Origin of the sequence: Pinisolibacter sp., from assembly GCF_036782435.1 — a bacterium.
Classification (GTDB): Bacteria; Pseudomonadota; Alphaproteobacteria; order Rhizobiales; family Ancalomicrobiaceae; genus CALBKH01.
Genome location: NZ_DAIPZB010000006.1, coordinates 1 through 22,156, shown reverse-complemented (window position 1 = coordinate 22,156; position 22,156 = coordinate 1). Strand labels below are relative to the sequence as shown.

The 22,156-nt window shown below is 69.6% G+C and carries 17 protein-coding genes; 12 read left to right on the top strand and 5 right to left on the bottom strand.

All coding sequences use genetic code 11. From position 1 onward, the window contains the following. Positions 1-209: 209 nt before the first annotated feature. Both V7Q42_RS03785 and secG read right to left on the bottom strand, forming a co-directional pair. Positions 210-1,838, bottom strand: coding sequence for a CTP synthase (locus V7Q42_RS03785; protein WP_333822562.1), 1,629 nt, complete (start codon positions 1,836-1,838; stop codon positions 210-212). A gap of 173 nt (positions 1,839-2,011) precedes the next feature. Further along, a complete protein-coding gene (secG, locus tag V7Q42_RS03780) occupies positions 2,012-2,428 on the bottom strand; it encodes a preprotein translocase subunit SecG (protein WP_333822561.1) in 417 nt (138 codons plus the stop codon). A gap of 341 nt (positions 2,429-2,769) precedes the next feature. On the opposite strand from secG, the gene V7Q42_RS03775 reads away from it, so the two are divergent. Both V7Q42_RS03775 and V7Q42_RS03770 read left to right on the top strand, forming a co-directional pair. After that, on the top strand, positions 2,770-3,213 hold the full coding sequence (locus V7Q42_RS03775) for a DoxX family protein (RefSeq protein WP_333822560.1): 444 nt from the start codon (positions 2,770-2,772) through the stop codon (positions 3,211-3,213). 163 nt (positions 3,214-3,376) lie between these two features. Then, positions 3,377-4,201: a PhzF family phenazine biosynthesis protein gene (locus V7Q42_RS03770; protein WP_333822559.1), complete on the top strand. Its 825-nt coding sequence runs from the start codon at positions 3,377-3,379 to the stop codon at positions 4,199-4,201. A gap of 60 nt (positions 4,202-4,261) precedes the next feature. On the opposite strand, the gene tpiA is transcribed toward V7Q42_RS03770, so the two are convergent. After that, positions 4,262-5,002, bottom strand: coding sequence for a triose-phosphate isomerase (tpiA, locus tag V7Q42_RS03765; protein WP_333822558.1), 741 nt, complete (start codon positions 5,000-5,002; stop codon positions 4,262-4,264). Between the two features lie 412 nt (positions 5,003-5,414). Between tpiA and V7Q42_RS03760 the strand changes: the two genes are divergently transcribed. Further along, positions 5,415-7,310 (top strand): peptidylprolyl isomerase, encoded by a 1,896-nt coding sequence (locus V7Q42_RS03760; RefSeq protein ID WP_333822557.1) that lies wholly within the window; start codon positions 5,415-5,417, stop codon positions 7,308-7,310. Between the two features lie 5 nt (positions 7,311-7,315). Then, the gene (trpE, locus tag V7Q42_RS03755) at positions 7,316-8,833 is read left to right on the top strand and encodes an anthranilate synthase component I (protein WP_333822556.1); all 1,518 of its coding nucleotides are present in this window, start codon (positions 7,316-7,318) and stop codon (positions 8,831-8,833) included. 34 nt (positions 8,834-8,867) lie between these two features. On the opposite strand, the gene V7Q42_RS03750 is transcribed toward trpE, so the two are convergent. Further along, complete coding sequence (locus V7Q42_RS03750) at positions 8,868-10,130, bottom strand: esterase/lipase family protein (RefSeq protein ID WP_333822554.1); 1,263 nt, start codon at positions 10,128-10,130, stop codon at positions 8,868-8,870. 243 nt (positions 10,131-10,373) lie between these two features. Between V7Q42_RS03750 and V7Q42_RS03745 the strand changes: the two genes are divergently transcribed. The 6 genes from V7Q42_RS03745 to lexA all read left to right on the top strand — a co-directional run bounded on the left by V7Q42_RS03745 (position 10,374) and on the right by lexA (position 15,783). Continuing rightward, positions 10,374-10,979, top strand: coding sequence for an anthranilate synthase component II (locus tag V7Q42_RS03745; protein WP_333822553.1), 606 nt, complete (start codon positions 10,374-10,376; stop codon positions 10,977-10,979). 52 nt (positions 10,980-11,031) lie between these two features. Continuing rightward, positions 11,032-12,045 carry an anthranilate phosphoribosyltransferase gene (gene trpD, locus V7Q42_RS03740; RefSeq protein WP_333822552.1) on the top strand — a complete coding sequence of 338 codons (1,014 nt, stop codon included), beginning with the start codon at positions 11,032-11,034 and terminating at the stop codon, positions 12,043-12,045. An 8-nt stretch (positions 12,046-12,053) separates the two neighbouring features. After that, the gene (trpC, locus tag V7Q42_RS03735; protein ID WP_333822551.1) at positions 12,054-12,854 is read left to right on the top strand and encodes an indole-3-glycerol phosphate synthase TrpC; all 801 of its coding nucleotides are present in this window, start codon (positions 12,054-12,056) and stop codon (positions 12,852-12,854) included. Further along, positions 12,851-13,336 carry a cyclic pyranopterin monophosphate synthase MoaC gene (gene moaC, locus V7Q42_RS03730; RefSeq protein WP_333822550.1) on the top strand — a complete coding sequence of 162 codons (486 nt, stop codon included), beginning with the start codon at positions 12,851-12,853 and terminating at the stop codon, positions 13,334-13,336. The genes trpC and moaC overlap by 4 nt, the downstream gene beginning before the upstream one ends. A gap of 4 nt (positions 13,337-13,340) precedes the next feature. Then, positions 13,341-14,549: a molybdopterin molybdotransferase MoeA gene (locus V7Q42_RS03725; protein WP_333822549.1), complete on the top strand. Its 1,209-nt coding sequence runs from the start codon at positions 13,341-13,343 to the stop codon at positions 14,547-14,549. Between the two features lie 520 nt (positions 14,550-15,069). Continuing rightward, on the top strand, positions 15,070-15,783 hold the full coding sequence (gene lexA / locus V7Q42_RS03720; protein WP_333822548.1) for a transcriptional repressor LexA: 714 nt from the start codon (positions 15,070-15,072) through the stop codon (positions 15,781-15,783). Here lexA and V7Q42_RS03715 read toward each other — a convergent pair. Then, positions 15,777-18,740, bottom strand: a complete 2,964-nt coding sequence (locus V7Q42_RS03715; RefSeq protein WP_333822547.1) for a ComEC/Rec2 family competence protein — start codon at positions 18,738-18,740, stop codon at positions 15,777-15,779. The two genes, lexA and V7Q42_RS03715, sit on opposite strands and share 7 nt — an antisense overlap. A gap of 127 nt (positions 18,741-18,867) precedes the next feature. Here V7Q42_RS03715 and gltX point away from each other — a divergent pair, with 127 nt between their 5' ends. Together gltX and gltA are read left to right on the top strand one after the other, a co-directional pair. Further along, entirely contained in the window at positions 18,868-20,298 is a 1,431-nt protein-coding gene (gene gltX, locus V7Q42_RS03710; RefSeq protein WP_333822546.1) for a glutamate--tRNA ligase, read from the top strand. Between the two features lie 297 nt (positions 20,299-20,595). Beyond that, positions 20,596-21,888: a citrate synthase gene (gltA, locus tag V7Q42_RS03705; protein WP_333822545.1), complete on the top strand. Its 1,293-nt coding sequence runs from the start codon at positions 20,596-20,598 to the stop codon at positions 21,886-21,888. Positions 21,889-22,156: the final 268 nt, after the last annotated feature.

The following is a 22,156-nucleotide window of genomic DNA, read 5'->3' as shown; positions in this document are numbered from 1 at the left end:
CACTTCTCCACCGGCGCAGAGCCGTAATCGATACGAAGGAGAAAGAAAAGACACCGCTTCGAAAGATTCGAAATGAGATGAACGCCGGTGCTCCGGCGCCTCACCTCTTGCCCGAAACTTCACCACCCACGGTCGTCATCCCGATTCCCCGTCCTCGCTCCTGGGGAAACGAGGACTTCGCACCCGCCCTTCGCGTCGCCCGGGTGACCTCACACGAGGCGGCTCTGTTCCTTGGCCGCCTCGATGAACGAGGTGAAGAGCGGATGCGGCTCGAAGGGCCGACTCTTGAGTTCGGGATGATACTGAACGCCGATGAACCAGGGATGATCGGCGATCTCCACCGTCTCGGGCAGGAGCCCGTTCGGCGACATGCCGGCGAAGTGCAGACCCGCCTTCTCCAGCGCGTCGCGATAGGCGACGTTGACCTCGTAGCGATGGCGATGCCTCTCGGAGATCTCGGTCGAGCCGTAGATCCGGGCGATGTGCGAGCCGGGCTCGAGCCTCGCCTCGTAGGCGCCGAGGCGCATGGTGCCGCCGAGATCGCCGCCCTCTTCACGGGTGTGCAACTCGTTGCCTTTGACCCACTCGGTCAGGAGACCGACGACCGGCGCCTCGCAGGGGCCGAATTCGGTCGAGTTGGCGCCCGAGATGCCGGCCATGTTGCGGGCCGCCTCGATCACCGCCATCTGCATGCCGAAGCAGATGCCGAAATAGGGGATCTTCTTGCGCCGGGCATGGGCCGCCGCACGGATCTTGCCCTCGGTGCCGCGCTTGCCGAAGCCGCCGGGCACCAGGATGCCGTGGACGTGCTCGAGATAGGGCGCCGGATCCTCCTTCTCGAAGATCTCGGCATCGACCCAGTCGAGCTTGACCTTGACCCGGTTGGCGATGCCGCCGTGGGTCAGCGCCTCGATCAGCGACTTGTAGGCGTCCTTGAGCTCGGTGTACTTGCCGACGATGGCGATGGTCACCTCGCCTTCCGGGTTGTGGACCCGGTCGGAGATCTCGCGCCAGCGCGACACGTCGGGCTGCGGCACGCCGGTGAGGCCGAAGGCGGCGAGCACTTCGTCGTCGAGCCCCTCCTCGTGATAGGCGATCGGCACGTCGTAGATCGACGCCACGTCGAGCGCCTGGATCACCGCGCTCGGCCGCACGTTGCAGAACAGCGACAGCTTCTTGCGCTCGTTCTCGGGGATCGGCCGATCGGCGCGCACCAACAGGATGTCGGGGGCGATGCCGATCGAGCGCAGCTCCTTCACCGAGTGCTGGGTCGGCTTGGTCTTCAGCTCACCGGCGCTCGGGATGTAGGGCATCAGGGTGAGGTGGACGTAGACCGCATGGCCGCGCGGCAACTCGTTGCCGAGCTGGCGGATCGCTTCGAAGAACGGCAGACCCTCGATGTCGCCGACCGTGCCGCCGACCTCGATCAGCACGAAGTCGTAGCCGTCGTTGCCGGTGACCACGAAGTCCTTGATCGCATCGGTGACGTGCGGAATCACCTGGACGGTCCCACCCAGGTAGTCGCCGCGGCGCTCCTTGGTGATGATCTCCTGGTAGATCTTACCCGTCGTGATGTTGTCTCGGCGGTTGGCGGGACGCCCGGTGAAGCGCTCGTAGTGACCGAGATCGAGATCGGTCTCCGCGCCGTCGTCGGTGACGAAGCATTCGCCGTGCTGATACGGAGACATCGTCCCCGGATCGACGTTGAGATAGGGGTCGAGCTTGCGGAGCCTGACCTTGTAGCCACGTGCCTGCAGAAGCGCTCCGAGGGCCGCCGACGCAAGCCCTTTGCCGAGCGAAGACACCACGCCGCCGGTGATGAAAACGTACCGCGCCATGGGAGTCGTCCATTAGCTCATCGACGCGCGATTCGCGAGGACGCGAAAGCCACGACGTCGGAAAGATCGACAGGAACATCCCGCTCGGGGATGGTCACGACGAGAAACCGGGACCGGAGGGGCCATCCCGCCGGTCCCGGAGAAATCCGCGCGGCGCCGCTCGGGCGCCGGGATCAGTTGGCCGGCGCCGCCGGGGCGGCCGGTGCCGGGGCGGCCGGAGCCGCCGGCTGGGTGCCCTTCTGCATCTGCTGGAGCGTGTCCAGGATGCCGCCGCCCGATCCGGCCGGAGCGGCCGGGGTCGCCGGCGCGGAGGGAGCCGCGGGCGCGCCGGTCGACGCCTTGTCGATGATCGAGGAGGGACGCTCCGTCGATTTGCCGGCGAGAATGGCGAGAATCAGCGAGGTGGCGAAGAAGCCGGCCGCGAGAATGGCCGTGGTGCGGGTGAGCACGTTGGCGGTACCGCGCGACGACATCAGGCCGCCGCCGCCGCTGCCCATACCGAGCGCGCCGCCTTCCGACTTCTGCAGGAGCACGACGCCGACCAGCGCCAGCACCAGCATCAGATGAATCACGATGATGACGGTTTCCATCGATCCCAACCGGTCTCGGAACGAACGTACACGGCGTCGGCCGAGGTCCGGCGCCGTTCACGTCTTGAGGAGGAACGGACCGAGGCCCGTTCGGATTGGCGGCTGTTTACAACATCCGTCGAGCCCACGCCAGTGGATCGAGAACATACCCGGCGTCGACCGGGATCGTTCGATGATCATGATGATTCGCCGGACACGATCCCGTGATTGTTTCCTATTGCTCAACGAAGCGTCGCCACGGAGACGGCTTCTGCGAAGCGTTCGCATCCGACATGGTCGATCTCATCGAAAGGGCGCGAGGAAAGCGCCCTCCCCCGCAAGACCGAGATCGGAGTATCCCCATGTCCATCGCCGACGCCACCTCGTCCGTCGCTTCCGCCCGCCGCGGCGGCCTCACCGCCACTCTCGACGCCCAGTCCCCCAAGGTCCTGGCGGTTCTTCGGATCGTCACCGCGGTCGTCTTCCTGATGCACGGCACCGCCAAGTTCTTCGCCTTCCCGCACGTCGCCATGTTCGACGGCATGCCGATCTTCTCGATCTACGGCCTCGCCGGCGCACTGGAGATCGTCGGCGGCATCCTGCTGATCCTCGGCCTCTTCGTCCGTCCGACGGCCTTCGTGCTCTCCGGCTTCATGGCGGTCGCCTATTTCATGGCCCATGCGCCGAAGAGCTTCTTCCCGATCCTCAACGGCGGCGACAGCGCCATCCAGTTCTCCTTCGTCTTCCTCTACCTGGTCTTCGCCGGCGGCGGCGCCTGGACCCTCGACGCCAAGCGCGGCGCCTGAGCGGTTCCCTCCCCGACACGGATGTGAAAGGCGGCTCGGTCTCGGTCCGCCTTTCACACGTTCAGCGCCGCCGAAAGGCGGCGTCGAGCAACGGCATGCCGATTTCGTTCTATCCGGCGAGCCGACGCGATGGCATTTCGGTGGTCTTCATGAGGAGTTGCCGATGAGTGTCGAGAGAATCGCGTCCTTCTCCGCCGGATCGCACGGCGGCAATCCCGCCGGGGTGTGGATCGGCGACGCATTGCCGCCGGCGGCCGAGATGCAGCGCATCGCCGCCGAGGTCGGCTATGCCGAGACCGCCTTCGCCGCTCGGCACGGCGCGGCCTGGACGGTGCGGTACTTCGCGCCGGAGACGGAGGTGCCGTTCTGCGGTCACGCGACGATCGCCCTCGGCGCCGCGCTCGCCCGCCGCTTCGGTCCGGGCACCTTCCGCCTGGAGCTCGCCGCGACCGAGATCACCGTGACCGGCGGACGGAGCGGCGACCTCTTCGAGGCGACGCTGATCTCGCCACCGACGCGCAGCCGACCGCTCGAGCCCGGAATTCTCGCCGACCTCCTCACCCTGTTCGGGTGGAGCGCGGCCGATCTCGATGCGACGATCCCGCCGGCCCGGATCCACGGCGGATCGGACCACGCCGTCCTCACCGTCGACCGCCGCGAGACCCTCGCCGCCATGGCCTACGATGTCGAGGCCGGGGCGCGCCTGATGCGGCGCGAGGGGTGGATCACCATCCTCCTCGTCCGCCGGGCGGACGACCGCGTCTTCGACGTCCGCAACGCCTTCGCCGCCGGCGGCCTCGTCGAGGATCCGGCGACCGGTGCCGCGGCGGCGGCCTTCGCCGGCTACCTGCGCGACCTCGGGCACGCGGCCGGGGCGATCGACATCCGCCAGGGCGACGACATGGGTCACCCCTGCCGACTGCGGGCGGAGTTCGACGCGGTGCCGGGCGCCGGCATCCGCGTCTCGGGAACGGCACGCGACATCTGAACGGGAAACGGCGGCACCGTCACCGATGCCGCCGTTCGAAGAGCCACCGGATGGTCCGGTTCACAGATAGGCGGCGGCGATGGCCAGGAAGTCGACCGCCTTGAGCGAGGCGCCGCCGACGAGGGCGCCGTTCACGTTCGGAACCGACAGCAGCTCCTTGGCGTTCGACGGCTTCACCGAGCCGCCGTAGAGGATGCGGACCTTCTCGCCCTCGGCGCCGTAGAGCTTCACCAACTCGTCGCGAATGAAGCCGTGGACTTCGGCGACGTCGGCCACCGTCGGGACGAGGCCGGTGCCGATCGCCCAGACCGGCTCGTAGGCGACGACCAGGGTCGCGCCGGTCATGCCCTCGGGCAGCGAGCCGCGCACCTGACGGCCGACGACGTCGAGCGTCGTGCCGCCCTTGCGCTCGGCCTCGGTCTCGCCGACGCAGACGATGGCGACGAGGCCGGCGCGCTTGGCGGCCTCGGCCTTGGCCTTGACGATCGCGTCGGTCTCGCCGTGGTCGGTGCGGCGCTCCGAGTGGCCGACTATGACGGCGGAAGCGCCGACGTCCTTCAACTGCTCGGCGGCGATGTCGCCGGTGTGGGCGCCCGACACCTTGGCGTGGCAGTCCTGACCGCCGATGGCGATCGGGCCGGACTGGGCGGCGAAGAGCGCGACGAGGGTCGCCGGCGGGCAGATCATCAGTTCGACCACCGACTGGCTATCGGCGCGATGGCCGGCGATCATGGCGTGGAGTTCACCGGTCGAGGCGGTGACCCCGTTCATCTTCCAGTTTCCGGCGACGAGCGGCTTCATCGGTTGTCTCCTCGATCGTCTGTTCGGTTCGCTCCGGCGCGATGGACGCTCCGGCGCTCGGACGGCGTGTCGGACACACGCGGCTTCGCGGCGATCGGTAGCATCCCATGACGGCAACCGGCAACGGCGCGCTCTGCCGCGCCCCCTCCGGCGCCGACTTCGTGCGCCCGCGCCGGCGCGATGACCGCCTCGCTCGGTGTCACCGGTGGTCGTCGCGCCATGACCTCCCCTTCCGCCCCGGTGGAGCTCACCGACCGATCCGAGATCGAGGGCGCCGGACACCCGCCGTTTTCCGGGGCTCGATCGGGGCGATGCCGCCTTGCTTCGGTCGCGGTGCGTTTCTATGATCCGCGCCGCCCGCGCCGGGGGTCGCTCCGGTCGATGAAACTCGTACCGTTCGGTCCCGCTCTCCATGCTCGACGTTCTGCGCCGCGGCGCCTCCACCTGGATCTCGAAGCTCCTTCTCGCCGTGCTGATCGTCAGCTTCGGCATCTGGGGCATCGCCGACGTGTTCCGCGGTTTCGGTTCGAACGTCGCCTTCCGTGTCGGCTCGACCGAGATCGGCGTCGGCGAATTCGATCAGACCTTCCAGCGCGAACTGCATCAGTTGTCGCTGCGTCTGAAGCGTCCGCTCAACAAGGACGAGGCGACGAAACTGGGCGTCACCCGCCAGATCATCGACAAGGTGGTGACCGAGGCGACCATCTCCGAGGCGGCGCGCGACCTCAGGCTCGGCATCTCCGACAAGGAGATCGCCGACGACATCACCCAGGATCCGAGTTTCAAGGGGCCGACCGGCGCCTTCGACCGCAACCGCTTCGTCGATCTGCTGCGCTCCAACGGCTGGAGCGAAGACATGTACGTGGTCAAGCGCCGCGCCGACCTCCTGCGCGGTCAGGTGCTGGAGGGCGTGTCCGGCGGCATGACCACGCCGAAGGTGCTGCTCGAGGCGGTCGATCGCTTCCGCAACGAACAGCGCTCGGTACGCATGGTCACCCTGTCGTCCGAGACCCTCGGCGAGATCGCCCCGCCCTCCGACGCCGACCTCGCCACCTTCTTCGAGGCTCGCAAGGCCGCCTTCCGGGCGCCCGAGACCCGGTCCTTCGACGCGCTGCTGCTCGACACCGCCTCGATGGCCAAGGCCTCCGACGTCACCGACGACGACGCCAAGGCCGAATACACCCGCCAGAAGACCCGCTACACCACCCCGGAGAAGCGGCGCGTCCAACAGCTCGCCTTCGACGACGCGGCCGCCGCCAAGGCCGCCGCCGATGCGCTCGCCGGCGGCAAGAGCTTCGCCGATCTCGTCGCCGAGCGCGGCGCCAAGCCCGAGGACCTCGACCTCGGCCTCCTCGCCAAGGCGAACTACCTCGATCCCAAGATCGCCGATGCCGCCTTCGCGCTGGCCAAGGTCGGCGACGTCTCGGGCGTCGTGCAGGGCCGTTTCCGCAACGTCGTCGTCAAGCTCACCGAGGTCACCCCGGGCACCGAGAAGCCCTATGCCGAGGTCGCCGACGAGTTGAAGCTCGAGATCGCCAAGCGTCGCGCCGAGACCGACATCCTCGCCCGTCACGACCAGATCGAGGACGCGATCGCCGGCGGTGCCAAGCTGCGCGAGATCGCCGAGCGCTTCGCCATGAAGCCGATCGTCATCGAGAAGATGGCCAAGACCGGCGCACTGCCCGACGGCACGACCTTCTCCGCCATCCCCGACGCCGCCAAGCTGATCGGCGCGGTCTACGAGAGCGACGTCGGCGTCGAGAACGAGACGCTCGATCTCGGCGGCAAGGGCTTCGTCTGGTACTCGGTGACCGCCGTCGACCCGGCCCACGACCTGCCGCTCGCCGAGGTCGAGGAGCGCGTGCTCACCGCCTGGAAGGCCGAGGAGATCCGCAAGCGGCTCGGTGACACGGCGAACGCCATGGTCGAGAAGCTGAAGAAGGGCGAGGACTTCGCCACCGTCGCCAAGGATGCCGGCTTCGAGGTGAAGACCACGGCCGAGTTCAAGCGCGACGATCGCCCGGAGGACCTGTCACCGGCCGCCGTCGCCGCCGCCTTCGAAGGCCCGGAGGGCCATGTCGCCTCGGTCGCCGGCAACGGCGACGCGCGCATCGTCCTCCAGGTTGCCTCGGTGACGGCGCTCGCCTTCTTCGGCGAGACCGACGAAACCAGAGCCATCGCCGAACGGACCACGGGCAGCCTGCAGAACACGTTGCTCGAGAGCTGGCTGGCGCGCGTCCAGAAGGATCTCGGCGTCTACACCCACCAATCGAACGTCGCCCGCGTCGTCGGCCGCTCCAAGGACTGACGACCATGCGGATCGATCCCGACGTCGAGACCTTCGCCCCTCTCTACGACCAGGGCCGCGCCACGGTGGTGTGGACGACGCTGGTCGGCGATCTCGAGACCCCGGTCTCGGCCTACATGAAGATCGCCAGCGGGCGCGACCACTGCATCCTGCTCGAATCGGTCGAGGGCGGCTCGGTGCGCGGTCGCTATTCGATGATCGCCTTCGATCCCGATCTGGTGTTCCGCGCCCGTGGCGAGGCCGGCGAGATCAACGATCGCTTCGCCGTCGATCGCACCGCCTTCCGGCCGACCGAAGGGCGTTCGCTCGAGGTGCTGCGCGGCCTCGTCCACGCCAACGAGTTCGAGATGCCGCCGGGGCTGCCGCCGATGTCGGCCGGCATGTTCGGCTATCTCGGCTACGACATGGTGCGCCAGATGGAGGAGATCGGCGAGCCGAACCCCGACGCCCTCGGCCTGCCCGACGCCGTCCTGGTGCGGCCGCGCACGGTTCTCGTCTTCGATGCGGTCAAGGACGAGATCTGGGTGGTGACCCGGGTGCGCCCGGAAGCCGGCGTCTCGGCCGCCCAGGCCCACGCCCGCGCCGTCGAACGCATCTCGGCGGTGGTCGACGCCCTCGATCGGCCGATCGACAAGACCGCCTACGAGATCGGCGACCTGTCGCTCGACGTGCCCATGGTGTCGAACACCACGCCGGCCGAATACGAGGCGATGGTCGAGCGCTCGAAGGAGTACATCCGCGCCGGCGACATCTTCCAGGTGGTGCTGTCGCAGCGCTTCGAGGCGCCGTTCAAGCTGCCGCCCTTCGCCCTCTATCGGGCGCTGCGCCGCGTCAACCCGGCGCCGTTCCTCTACTATCTCGACTTCGGCGACTTCTCGGTGGTCGGCTCGAGCCCCGAGATCCTGGTGCGCGTCCGCGACGGCGAGGTCACCATCCGCCCGATCGCCGGCACCCGGCCGCGCGGCGCCACCCCCGCCGAGGACAAGGCGCTCGAGGCGAGCCTGCTCGCCGATCCGAAGGAACTGTCGGAGCACCTGATGCTGCTCGACCTCGGCCGCAACGACGTCGGTCGCGTCGCCTCGATCGGCACGGTGAAGGTCACCGACAAGTTCTTCATCGAGCGCTACAGCCACGTCATGCACATCGTCTCCAACGTCGTCGGCAAGCTCGACCCGGCCCACGACAATCTCGACGCGCTTGCCGCCGGCTTCCCGGCCGGCACGGTCTCCGGCGCCCCCAAGGTGCGCGCCATGGAGATCATCGACGAGTTGGAGAAGGAGAAGCGCGGCCTCTACGCCGGCTGCGTCGGCTATTTCTCCGCCGACGGCGCGATGGACACCTGCATCGCGCTCCGCACCGCCATCGTCAAGGACGGCAAGATCTACGCCCAGGCCGGCGCCGGCATCGTCGCCGACTCGGTCCCGGCCTCCGAACAGGCCGAATGCGTCAACAAGGCCAAGGCCCTGTTCCGCGCGGCCGAAGAGGCCGTGCGCTTCGCCCATTCGGCCCAACGCGGGCAGTGACGCGGCGGGGCGACGGTGTCCGCCGCCTCGTTCGTCAGCCGCAGCGCTCCGGTTCGCGGCCCGTTGCCGGCCGATCGGCAGCGGTGGACCCCGGCCCGAGCCATTTCGCCAACTGATCGAACACCTCGTCGCTCCAGATGAGTTCGACGTGGCCGACGCCGCGCATCACCCGACGGTGATCGGCGGCGAAGGCGAGCGTGCGGGCGGGATCGCGGTGGCGACCGAGGGCGCTGTCGACGCGGACGAGGCCGTCGCCGAGGATGTGGTCGGTCGCATCGCCCTCCCGCTGGCCGAGCGCTCCGGCGATCGCCCAGGCGCGCGCCGTCGACGGCAGCGGCACCGGCCGGCGGCGGTCGGCGAAGGGCGAGCCGTCGTCGTCGGACACGTCCTCGGCGAGCAGCGCCCCGTGGCGCAGGTCGCGGATCCCGGCGCTGCGGGCCCGGCCGAGCTTGGCGAAGGGCGCGGCGTAAGGGGTGGCGCCGAGGACGACGTCGAGCCAGTGCCCGGCCTTCTCCAGCGGTGCACCGTGATGCGGCGTGCCGAGGAAGACGAGATCGCTCACCCGCGCCGGCCAGCGGTGACCGGCCGCCTCCCCCTGGTGGAAGGCGCTCCGCGCCACCAGCCCGCCCATCGAATGGCCGACGAGGACGATCCGGCGGAGCGGTCGCGGCCAACGATCGATCAGTTCCTCCAGAAGATCCGCCAGATCGCGGCCGTTCTCGTGGATGTGGCGGCCGCTCGAATAGTCGAGCCCGAGCGGCGTGAGCCCGAGCGAACGGCCGAGTTCGGCGGCGCGGTCGCGGCCCTCACGGGTCCACTGCAGATCGTTCATGCACAGGCCGTGGATCGCGATCAGCACGCCGTCGGCGGCGTCGGGCAGGCTCGTCGCCAGGGCTTCCACGTCCGCCGGCAGCGGCCGACCGTCGCGGCGCAGCGCCATGGGCTTGGCGAGCGGATTGCCGGTCGCGATCAGATGATCGCCGAGGACGCCGTTGAGCGCCGCGAGCGCCGCCTCCCGCTCGGGCGACGGCTCGTCGGACCCGAAGGCCGGCACCATCAGGTCGAGGCCGATCTCGATGCCCGCCCCGACAGCCCGGGTGACGCGGCGCACGGTTTCGTAGACGAAGCCGGTGAGACCGGAGGTGCGGCCCGCGACCGACGGCGCCGGAAAGCCCGGCAGCCGGGCGATGCGCTCGTGCATCGCCTCGACCAGATCGGTGATGCCGGTGGTGGCGTCGATCACCAGCCGCGTCCCGCCGGTGAGGTCCGATCGGTGGATCGGAAGGTACGGGGCCATCGACTCTCCTCGCCTCCGGCCTCGAGCCGGAGAACGCCATCCTATCACGTCCGACCCGAGGGCGGCGCGACTTTCGCGGCCTCCCGCCCCGGCCGAGACGCGGCACAGCCGCCGGCGAGGTCGCCCCGCGGCGGCGCGTCGCCGCGCGCGGCCCGGTCCGCCACCGGCGGGGCCGCGGGACTCGTGACAAACGCGCCCTCCCCGGCTATCTGTGTCGGCTCGGAAAACCGGAAGGCCTGCGCGATGTTCCTGGTCGTCGACAATTACGACAGCTTCACCTTCAACCTCGTCCACTACATCGGCGAGGAAGGCGCGGTGATGAAGGTCGTGCGCAACGACAAGATCACCGTCGACGAGGTGGCGAAGCTCGATCCGGAAGGGATCATCCTCTCCCCCGGCCCCTGCACGCCGACCGAGGCCGGCATCTGCGTCGAGGCGATCGAGCGGCTCGGCGCCCACATCCCGATCTTCGGCGTCTGCCTCGGCCATCAGGCGATCGGCCAGGCCTACGGCGGCCGGGTGATCCGCGCGCCGCACCTGATGCACGGCAAGACCTCGACCATCACCCACGACGGTCGTGGCGTCTTCCGCGGCCTCAACCACGCATTCACCGGCACCCGTTATCACTCGCTGATCGTCGAGCGCGAGACGCTGCCGGCTTGCCTCTCACCCGTCGCCTCCTCCGAGGACGGGCTGATCATGGGCCTGATGCACCTCGAGTACCCGGTCCACGGCGTGCAGTTCCATCCCGAGAGCATCGCCTCGGAGAACGGCCACGCCATCATCCGCAACTTCCTCGAGATCGCCCGCGACTTCAACGACACCCGCCGCGACCGCGCCGCGGCGTGACCCGTTCCTCTCGGCGCCCTCGCGCCCCCTTCGTCCGTCCCCGGAGTACCCCATGACCGACCTCAAGGCGCTGATCGGCAAGGCCGCCACGGGCGCGACCCTCTCCCGCGAAGAAGCTCGTACCGCCTTCGACATCATGATGTCCGGCGCCGCCACCCCGGCCCAGATCGGCGGCTTCCTGATGGCACTCAGGGTGCGCGGCGAGACCATCGACGAGATCACCGGCGCCGTCGAGGTGATGCGCGACAAGATGCTGCGGGTCGAAGCGCCCTCCGACGCCGTCGACATCGTCGGCACCGGCGGCGACGGCTCCGGCTCCTACAACGTCTCGACCGCCGCCGCCTTCGTCACCGCCGCCTGCGGCGTGCCGGTGGCCAAGCACGGCAACCGGGCGCTTTCTTCGAAATCCGGCGCCGCCGACGTCCTGATTGCGCTCGGCGTCAAGATCGACATCGGCCCCGACAAGATCGCCGAATGCATCCGCGAGGCCGGCCTCGGCTTCATGTTCGCTCCCGCCCACCACGCCGCGATGAAACACGTCGGCCCGGCGCGCGTCGAACTCGGCACCCGCACCGCCTTCAACCTGCTCGGGCCGCTCTCCAATCCGGCCGGCGTCAAGCGCCAGATGACCGGCGTCTTCGCCCGCGCCTGGGTCGAGCCGATCGCCCGCGTACTCGCCAATCTCGGCACCACGTCGGCCTGGATCGTCCACGGCTCCGACGGTCTCGACGAGATCACCGTCACCGGTGAGACCCATGTCGCCGAACTGAAGGACGGCAAGATCGCCACCTTCGTCGTCGATCCCGAATCCGTCGGCCTCGCCCGTCATCCGATCGAAGCGCTCAGGGGTGGCGACGCCGCCGTCAACGCCGCAGCGCTCCGGGCGGTGTTCGAGGGCGAGCCCTCGGCCTATCGCGACATCGTGCTGATGAACGCCGGCGCGGCGCTGGTGGTCGCGGGCAAGGTGGCGACGCTCGCCGAGGGCGTGGCCCGCGCCGCCACCGCGATCGACGACGGCAGCGCCCGGGCGCGCCTCGCCGCGCTCGTCGACGTTTCGAACGCCTGAGGACGGCGATGGCCGACATTCTGAAGAAGATCGAGCTCTACAAGCGCGAGGAGATCGCCGCCGCCAAGGCGAAGGTCTCCGAAGCGGAGCTGCGCGCCCGCATCGCCGACGTCACGGCGCCGCGCGGCTTCCTCGCCGCGCTCCGCGCCAGGAAGGCGGCGGGCGAGCGTGGCCTGATCGCCGAGATCAAGAAGGCGAGCCCGTCGAAGGGGCTGATCCGCGCCGATTTCGATCCGCCGAGCCTCGCCCGCGCCTACGAGGCCGGCGGTGCCGCATGCCTGTCGATCCTCACCGACGGCCCGTCCTTCCAGGGCGCGCCGGAGTACCTGACGGCGGCCCGAGCCGCGGTCGGCTTACCATGCCTTCGCAAAGACTTCCTCTACGAACCTTATCAAGTGCTCGAAGCGCGTGCCTGGGGTGCCGACTGCATCCTGATCATCATGGCGTCGCTCTCCGACGACGAGGCGAAGGCGCTCGAGGATGCCGCCTTCGCGCTCGGCATGGACGTGCTGATCGAGGTCCACGACGAGGAGGAGACCGAGCGGGCGCTGCGCCTCGCCTCGCCGCTTCTCGGCATCAACAACCGCAACCTCAAGACCTTCGAAGTGTCGCTCACGACCTCCGAACGGCTGGCGGCGATGGTGCCCGACGACCGCCTGCTGGTCGGCGAGAGCGGCATCTTCACCCCCGACGACTGCGCCCGCCTCGAGCGCGTCGGCATCTCCACCTTCCTGGTCGGCGAGAGCCTGATGCGTCAGGCCGACGTCACCGTCGCCACCCGGGCGCTGCTGGCGAAGGCCCGACCATGACCGACGCCCCGCGCCTCACCCATCTCGACGACAGCGGCGCCGCCCACATGGTCGACGTCGGCGACAAGGCCGTGACCTCGCGCACGGCGATCGCCGAGGGCTCGGTCACCATGAAGCCGGAGACGCTGGCGCTGATCCGCGACGGCCTCGCCAAGAAGGGCGATGTCGTCGCCACGGCGCGCATCGCCGGCATCATGGCGGCCAAGAAGACCCACGAGCTGATCCCGCTCTGCCATCCGCTGCTCCTGACCAAGGTCACCCTCGATGTCGAGATCGACGAGACGCTGCCGGGTCTACGTCTCCGCGCCCTCGCCCGCGTCTCGGGGCAGACCGGGGTGGAGATGGAGGCGCTGACCGCCGTTTCCGTCGCCTGTCTCACCGTCTACGACATGGCCAAGGCGGTCGACCGTGGCATGGTGATCGGCGGCATCCGATTGCTCGAGAAGTCCGGCGGCAAGTCGGGCGAATGGCGCGCGGAGTGACATCATGGCGCTGACCCCGGTCGATGTGGCGCTCGCCGCCGTGCTCGAAGGCATCGTGGCGACCGAGTCCGAGATCGTGCCGATCACCGCGGCGCGCGGCCGCGTCCTCGCCGCCGATCTTCACGCCCGCCGCACCCAGCCGCCCTTCGCCGCCGCCGCCATGGACGGCTGGGCGATCCGCGCCGCCGACGCGACCGAGCCCGGCGCGCGCCTGCGGGTCGTCGGCGAGGCCGCCGCCGGCAACGCCTTCGCCGGCACGGTCGAGGCGGGCACCTGCGTGCGCATCTTCACCGGCGCACCGTTGCCGGCCGGCGCCGATACCGTCGTCATGCAGGAGTACACCAGCCGCGACGGCGACACCGTGACCTTCGACGAGGTGGCCGAGCGCGGCCGTCACATCCGCGCCGCCGGCGTCGACTTCCGCGAGGGCGACGTCGGCCCGATCGCCGGCACCCGCCTCGACTTCACCAATCTCGGTCTGGTCGCGGCGATGAACCACGCCGAAATGCCGGTCCACCGGCGCCCGCGTATCGCCGTGCTCGCCACCGGCGACGAGCTGGTGCCGCCGGGCGCCACCCCCGGTCTCGACCAGATCATCGCCTCCAACGGCTATGCGATCACCGCGCTGATCGAGGCGGTCGGCGGCGAGGCGATCGATCTCGGCATCGTTCGCGACGACCTCGACGCGACGATCGCGGCGATCCGCGCCGCCTTCGATCTCGGTGTCGAGGTGCTCGTCACCATCGGCGGCGCCTCGGTCGGCGACCGCGACCACGTCCATGCCGCACTCGCCGCCGCCGGCGTCGAATTCGGCTTCTGGAAGCTCGCCATGCGGCCGGGCAAGCCGCTGATGTTCGGTCGCCGCGGCGCGGCCCGGGTCGTCGGCCTGCCGGGCAATCCTTCGTCGGCGCTGGTCTGCTCGCTGCTCTTCCTGGCGCCCCTGGTGCGCGCGCTCTCCGGCGTGCCCGATCCGCGGCCACGCCAGGAGATCGTCGCCCTCGGACGCGCCGTCGCCGCCAACGACGCCCGCCAGGACTACATGCGCGCCCATCTCGTCGTCGACGCCGACGGCCGGCTCGCCGCGGTCCCCGCCGATACGCAGGATTCCTCGCTGTTGACCCGCTTCGCCGGGACCGACGGCCTCCTGGTGCGCCCGCCCCACGCCCCGCCGGCCGAGGCCGGCGAACCCTGCCGGTTCATCCGCTTCCCCTGAGGCGAAATCCGGACGTATCCATCCGGATCACCGGTTCCGTTCGCCGAAGAGCGCTCGGGAACGGGGATTTTCGGCGGGTCGAATGCGGCATCGCGGAACGCGATCCACCGGACCTCGAGGAGGAAACGACCGCCGGAGCCGTACACCGCGCCCGGGTCGCCGCCATGGCGCGCCTCCGGCATCGAGCGCCCGACGCCACCCGCGGCCGCGGGCACCGCGTCGCCATCGCGGCGATCCGCGCGCCCCGATGCGGCCGGCCCATCGATCTCATGCCCGTTTTGTTCTCGGCGTCGCTTGCGGAACATCCGGGGAACGTGTAGGTTGAGTTCGCGATTTGTACTTGTGGCGAATCGGCCACTCTCCATCGTCGAACGCCATCGACGGCGGGCGAGTGGGCCGTGAGCGATCCGACGAGTGCGAGCGAGATCCGACCCGGCGGGACGATCGTTTCGCCGCGTTTCTTTTCGATCCTGTTCCGCGGCGTGCGCTCTCACGCCGGGACCGACGAGGTGTCGAGCCGATGCTGACGCGCAAGCAGTACGAACTGCTGATGTTCATTCACGAGCGGCTGAAGGAGACCGGCGTGCCGCCCTCCTTCGACGAGATGAAGGATGCGCTCGACCTCCGGTCCAAGTCGGGCATCCATCGGCTGATCACGGCGCTCGAGGAGCGCGGCTTCATCCGCCGCCTGCCCAACCGGGCGCGAGCGCTCGAGGTGGTGCGCCTGCCCGATTCGGTCGCCCCCGGCCTCGCCTCGGCGAGCCGGCCGGGCAAGGGTTTCGCCCCCTCGGTCATCGAGGGCAGCCTCGGCAAGCCGCGCAGCGTGGCGACGGGCGACGACGAGCGGGCCGACGTGGTGACGATCCCCGTCATGGGCCGCATCGCCGCCGGTACGCCGATCTCGGCGATCCAGAACTACACCCACGCCATCCCGGTTCCGATGGACCTCATCGGCGGCGGCGAACATTTCGCTCTCGAGGTGCGCGGCGATTCGATGATCGACGCGGGCATCCTCGACGGCGACACCGTGTTGATCAAACGCTCCGACCACGCCGACTCGGGCGATATCGTCGTCGCCCTGGTCGACGAGGAGGAGGCGACGCTGAAGCGACTGCGCAAGCGCGGCGCCTCGGTAGCGCTGGAAGCCGCCAATCCCGCCTACGAGACGCGGATCTTCGGCCCCGATCGGGTCAAGGTCCAGGGTCGGCTGGTCGGCCTCATCCGCCGCTACTGAGCGGCGCGGACCTCGGCATCGACCGCCTCGGCTTCGCGTTCGAGCGCGGCGATGCGCGGATCGAGCGGGGTCCAGGGACGGGGGCTCGCCGGAAGGCTGGTGCGCAGAAGTACGTCGCGACGCAGATACACCTCGTCCGGTGGGACGGCGGCGACCGCGGGCGCCACGCCGGAGCGGGTCGGCGGCGGGTCGGTGCGCGGTGTGTTCGCTCGCTGCGTGTGACCTCGTTGGGTGTTCCGTCGGCTCGCGGCCGGATCGATAGGAACGCCCCGGTCGCCGCCATCGCCATCCCCGGCTCCCCCACCTGCATCGCCGCCGCCCCCGTCGGCGTCGGGGGCGGCTGTGGCACGCGGGGCGAAGTCGTCGAGGTCGCCCGACGCCGTTTCCGGATCGCGGGTGGGATCGGCGAGTGCGTCGGCGGAGCCGTTTTCGAAGCGTGACCGCTCGTCGGTGTTCCTCGCCGACGAAAGGGCCCCGATCGGTCTCGGCGGACCGGTGAAGTCGAGCGTCGACGCTCCGGTGCGGGCGAGGTCGAGGCGATCGACGACCGTGGTGAGATCGCGGCAGCCCGGCGGCGCGACCAGGGTGGTGATCACCAGGGCGGCGCGTCGGCAATCCTCGTCGAAGGCGCCCGGATGGCGCACCACGGCGATTTCGAGCATGCCGCCGCCCGAACGGCGGGACGACGCGCCCGGACCGCCCCGCGGCTGCGATCCGATCGCTCGATCCGACCCGGGGACGACTGCGGCAGGCTCGCCGCCGCCGGGGATCTCGGGGTGGCGCGCTTCGATGCCGGTGCTGCTCCCGTCGGGGGTACGCGTGGCCGCGCCGGGGCGAGCTTCGCGCCCATCGCCGGTCTTCGCGCTGCCGCGAGCTTCGCTCCGGCCACGGGCGTCCTTCGCCGCGGGAACCTCGGCACCCGCGGCGGTATCACCGATTTCGCCGTCGCCGATCTCCCCGTGACGGAAGATGCATCCTGCCGGATCGCAGAGCCACCCCGCGCCGAGACCGGGGTCCTGCGTCGGCCGGGCGTCGTGATCGGCGGCGAGCCAGATCGCCGTGTCGAACCGGTCCTGGCGTCCGGCGAGCACGTGCAGCCGTCCGTCGGCGCCTCGCACCGCCACCGGGCTGCCGTGGCGGCCGATCAGCACGTCGGGGCGCGGCCCGAGGAAGAGCAAGGCACAAGCCGCGGCCGCCGGGATCAGACCGAAAAGTCGGATCCGGCTCTTCCAGGCGGAGAGCCACAGGACGGCGGCGATGCCGAGCGGCATCATCGCCGCATGCGGCGCACCGATCAGCCCGTCGCCGGCCGGCAGCGCCGCGGCCCACCGCCCCACCAGGATCATCCAGTCGATCCCGAGGCCCATCACCTGCAACGGCCAGTGGTCGAGCCCGAACGGCATCGCCAGAGCCGAGAGGACCGCCGCCGGCATGATCACGATGCCGGTCACCGGCAACACCGCCATGTTGGCGAGGATCGAATAGGGGGCGGCGCGGAAGAACGTCCCGGCGATGATCGGCGCGGTGGCGAGACCGGCGACGAGAGAGGAGAAGGCGAAGCCCTCGATGTTGCGGAAGACCCCGCCGACGAGATGGACGACGAGCCCCGCCTCGCGGCGCGGCGGCGGCCGTCGCGATGCCCACCCGCGGTAGAGGTCGTAGGAGGCGACGAGGGCGATCACCGCCAGGAAGCTCATCTGGAAGCTCGGCTCCATCGCCGCCGACGGCGAGACCGCCATGATCAGGATCGCCGCGACGGCCACCGTGTGCATGGTGATCGCCGGCCGATCGACCAGCACCGCGAGGAGCGCCACCGACACCATCAGATGCGAGCGCAGCGCCGCCACCTGGTTGCCGGAGAGCAGGAGGTAGATCGTCGCCGCGACGAAGGCGACCGCCGCCGCCCATTTCTTGATCGGGTAGCCGAGCGCGAGGGCGGGAAAGAGCGCCAGGAGAGCACGGATGGCGACGATCACCCCGCCGGCCACCAGCCCCATGTGGAGGCCCGAGATCGAGACGATGTGGGTGAGGCCGGAGGCGCGCAGCGGCTCGGCGGCGGCTTCCGGGATCGCCCGCTGCTCGCCGACCATCAGCGCCGCGCCGATGGCGCCGGTGGCCCCGGGCAGGCTGGCGCGCACCCGTTCGGCGATGGCGTGGCGCAACGACCCGATCGGCTGAAGGAGGCTGTCCCCCCGGTCGGCCGGGCCGAGATCGATCGGGGTGACGCGGCCGAGGATGTAGCCGCCGGCGCCGCGCCCCTCGAACCACGCCCGCCGGGCGAAATCGTAGCCGCCCGGCATCACCGGTCCTTCCGGTGGCTTCAGCCTCGCCTTGAAGCGGATGGCGTCGCCGACGCCGGGCCTCGCCCCCTTGGTGGTGAGGGTCGCGGAAATGCGGGTCGGCGTCGTCTCCCGCGTCAGCCCCCTGCCCTCCATGCGGGCGACATCGACGGTGAGGCGCAGACCGCCTGTGGCGGTGGCGTCGAGATCGACGACACGGCCCTCCACCGTGACGGTCCGTTCGTGATCGAGCCGCGGGGCGGCGACACGCGCCGTCTCGAAACTCGCGGCGGCGGCGCCGAGGACCAGCGCGGTGAGGGTCGCAGCGAGGCGGGCGGCGTGGCCACGACGCCGACGCACCCATGTGATCGCCACCGCGGCGAAGGCGAGGGCCGCGACCGCCGGCGGCCACGGTTCGCGCGGCAGGACGAAATAGAGCGCGATGCCACAAGCGAAGACGACGACGAGACCGGGCAACGCCAAGCCGCCGTCGAGATCGCGGCGGACGGCATCTTGCAGGCGATCGGCGACGTCGCCGAGGCGCAGACCGAGCGCCGAACCGCCGCGGGCGAGGACGTCGAAGCCGCGACGGTCGATCGGACCGGGCGGTCGCGCCGATCCGGTGACGTCGGGTCGGACGTCGCCGATCCGCGATCTCTCCGTCTCTTCGCTCCTCACCGCTCTCGCCCCTTGGGTTTCGGCGCTCCGCCATGTTAGAGGAACGCCCCAGTTCCCGAACGTGGCCGACCGTCACATCCGGTTGCAGCCTCCCACGCCGCTCAACTTCCGTCGAGATCCGCTTTCCATGGCCGACACCGTCGTCACCCGTTTCGCCCCCTCCCCGACCGGCTACCTGCACATCGGTGGCGCGCGGACGGCGCTGTTCAACTGGCTCTACGCCCGCCACACCGGCGGCAGGATGCTGCTGCGCATCGAGGACACCGACCGCGAGCGCTCCACCGACGCGGCGATCGACGCCATCCTCGACGGCCTGCGCTGGCTCGGGCTCGAGGGCGAAGGCGAGCCGCTCTTCCAGTTCGCCCGCATGACCCGGCATGCCGAGATCGCCCAAGAGCTTCTCGCCCGCGGCAAGGCCTATCGCTGCTGGGCGAGCCCGGCCGAACTCGACGAGATGCGCGAGACGGCGATGAAGGAGGGCCGACCACCGCGCTACGACGGCCGTTGGCGCGATCGCGACCCGGCCGAAGCCCCGGAGGGCGTGCAGCCGGTCATCCGCCTGAAGATCCCGAGCGAAGGCGAGACGGTGATCGACGACTGCGTCCAGGGCCGCGTCGTCTTCCGCAACGACGTGCTCGACGACTTCATCCTGCTGCGCTCGGACGGCACGCCGACCTACATGCTGGCGGTCGTCGTCGACGACCACGACATGGGCGTCACCCATGTCATCCGCGGCGACGATCACCTGACCAACGCGGCGCGCCAGACCCACATCTACCGGTCGATGGACTGGACGGTGCCGGTGTGGGCCCACATCCCGCTGATCCACGGCGCCGACGGCGCCAAGCTCTCCAAGCGCCACGGCGCCCTCGGCGTCGACGCCTACCGTGCCCTCGGCTACCTGCCCGAGGCGCTCAGGAACTACCTCGCCCGCCTCGGCTGGAGCCACGGCGACGACGAGATCTTCACCACCGAACAGGCGGTCGAGTGGTTCGACATCCACGACGTCAACAAGGGCGCCGCGCGCTTCGACTTCGCCAAACTCGAGAACCTCAACGGCCACTACATGCGCGCCACGCCCGACGAGGCGCTGTGGAAGGCCTTCGTCGACTTCCTCCCCCACACCGACACCGGTCGCGACCTCCTCGCCAAGCTCGACGCGACGCTCGAGGCGAAGATCCGCGCGGCGCTGCCGGGGCTCAAGGAGCGGGCGAAGACGCTGGTCGAACTCCTCGACGGCGCGGCGTTCATCCACGCCGCCCGACCGCTGGCGATGGAGGAGAAGGCGGCGGCGCTGCTCGACGACGCCGGCCTCGCCGTGCTCGGCGCACTGGCGCCGCGTCTGGCGACCGTCTCGGAGGCCGACTGGTCGGCGGCGTCGACCGAGGCGGTCGTGCGCGCCCATGCGGAAGAGGCCGGGCTCAAGCTCGGCAAGGCGGCGCAGCCGCTGCGCGCCGCCCTGACCGGTCGGACGACCTCGCCGGGCATCTTCGACGTGCTCGCCGTTCTCGGCCGCGACGAGACCCTCGCCCGTCTCGCCGATCGCCTGCCCGGCTGAGCCCGGGCACGACCGCCGACCTCCCGAAAGAGCCGCCGAAGCCGCGGCGTCGCATGCCCATGCTGCGACGCCACGTAGCATTTCGCAGCCACGGGAAGCGGTTGATGCGCCACATTTTTGACCAGAATTCTTGCCGCCTGATACCTAGGAAGTGCTTGTCGGCGGTTCGGGAATGGGCTAGGCCTCGCACTCGACGAAGCGGCGCGGGGCCAGGTCCCCCTTCTGTCCGTTGTTCTAAACGGTTAGATGTGGTTCGCCGGCCAGTCGTTTGGATCTCCGCGCCCAGGGGGTATCTGCATGAGCGAAAAGTCCGCCACTCTCACCATCGGCGACAAGTCGATGACCCTGCCGGTCCGTCCCGGCTCCATCGGTCCCGACGTCATCGACATCACCAAGCTCTACGGGGCCACCCACTGCTTCACCTACGATCCGGGTTTCACGTCGACCGCCTCGTGCGAATCGAAGATCACCTACATCGACGGTGACGAAGGCATCCTGCTGCATCGCGGTTATCCGATCGACCAGCTCGCCGAGCAGGGCTCCTTCCTCGAGACCTGCTATCTGCTGCTCTACGGCGACCTGCCCACCCGTCGCCAGTTCGACGACTTCAACGCTCGTGTCTATCGCCACACCATGGTGCACGAGCAGATGCTGAAGTTCTTCACGGGCTACCGCCGCGACGCCCATCCGATGGCCGTCATGGTCGGCACCGTCGGCGCCCTCGCCGCGTTCTATCACGACAGCTTGGACATCACCGATCCGCACCAGCGCATGGTCGCGTCGATCCGCATGATCTCCAAGATGCCGACCATCGCGGCGATGGCCTACAAGTACTCGATCGGCCAGCCGTTCGTGTACCCGGACAACAGCCTCGACTACACGTCGAACTTCCTGAAGATGTGCTTCTCGATCCCGTGCGAGGACTACAAGGTCAATCCGGTGCTGAGCCGCGCCCTCGACCGCATCTTCATCCTGCACGCCGACCACGAGCAGAACGCATCGACCTCGACCGTCCGTCTCGCCGGCTCGTCGGGCGCCAACCCGTTCGCCTGCATCGCGGCCGGCATCGCCTGCCTGTGGGGCCCGGCGCACGGCGGCGCCAACGAAGCGGCGCTGCAGATGTTGCAGGAGATCGGCTCGGTCGACCGCATCCCGCACTACGTCGAGCGCGCCAAGGACAAGAACGATCCGTTCCGTCTGATGGGCTTCGGTCACCGGGTCTACAAGAACTACGACCCGCGCGCCAAGATCATGCAGAAGACCTGCCACGAGGTTCTCTCCAACCTCGGCATCAAGGACGATCCGCTGCTCGACGTCGCCATGGAGCTCGAGCGCATCGCGCTGCACGACGACTACTTCATCGAGAAGAAGCTCTACCCGAACATCGACTTCTATTCGGGCATCACGCTGAAGGCGATGGGCTTCCCGACCTCGATGTTCACCGTGCTGTTCGCTCTGGCGCGCACCGTCGGCTGGATCGCCCAGTGGAAGGAGATGATCGAGGACCCGCATCAGAAGATCGGCCGTCCGCGTCAGCTCTATACCGGCGCCCCGACCCGCGACTACGTCCCGTTGTCGCGCCGCGGCTGATCCATCCGACCGACCGAAACGAAGAGGGCGCCTTTCGGGGCGCCCTCGGCATTTCTGCCGGGTGGCTTCACCACCCGTTCCGTCCCGCCGACGTCATACCAGAGGCCGGAGGTGCTGACCCACCCGGCCTCTGAAGGACCGCAAATTCCTCATTTGCATCAGAGGCATGAGAAATTCGCGTCAGGAATACCATCGGTCATTTTCGATGGCCGATGGTATCAGGAGACCTGTGCGCGGATAGCCCTCGACGACCGTCTACTGACGTGAT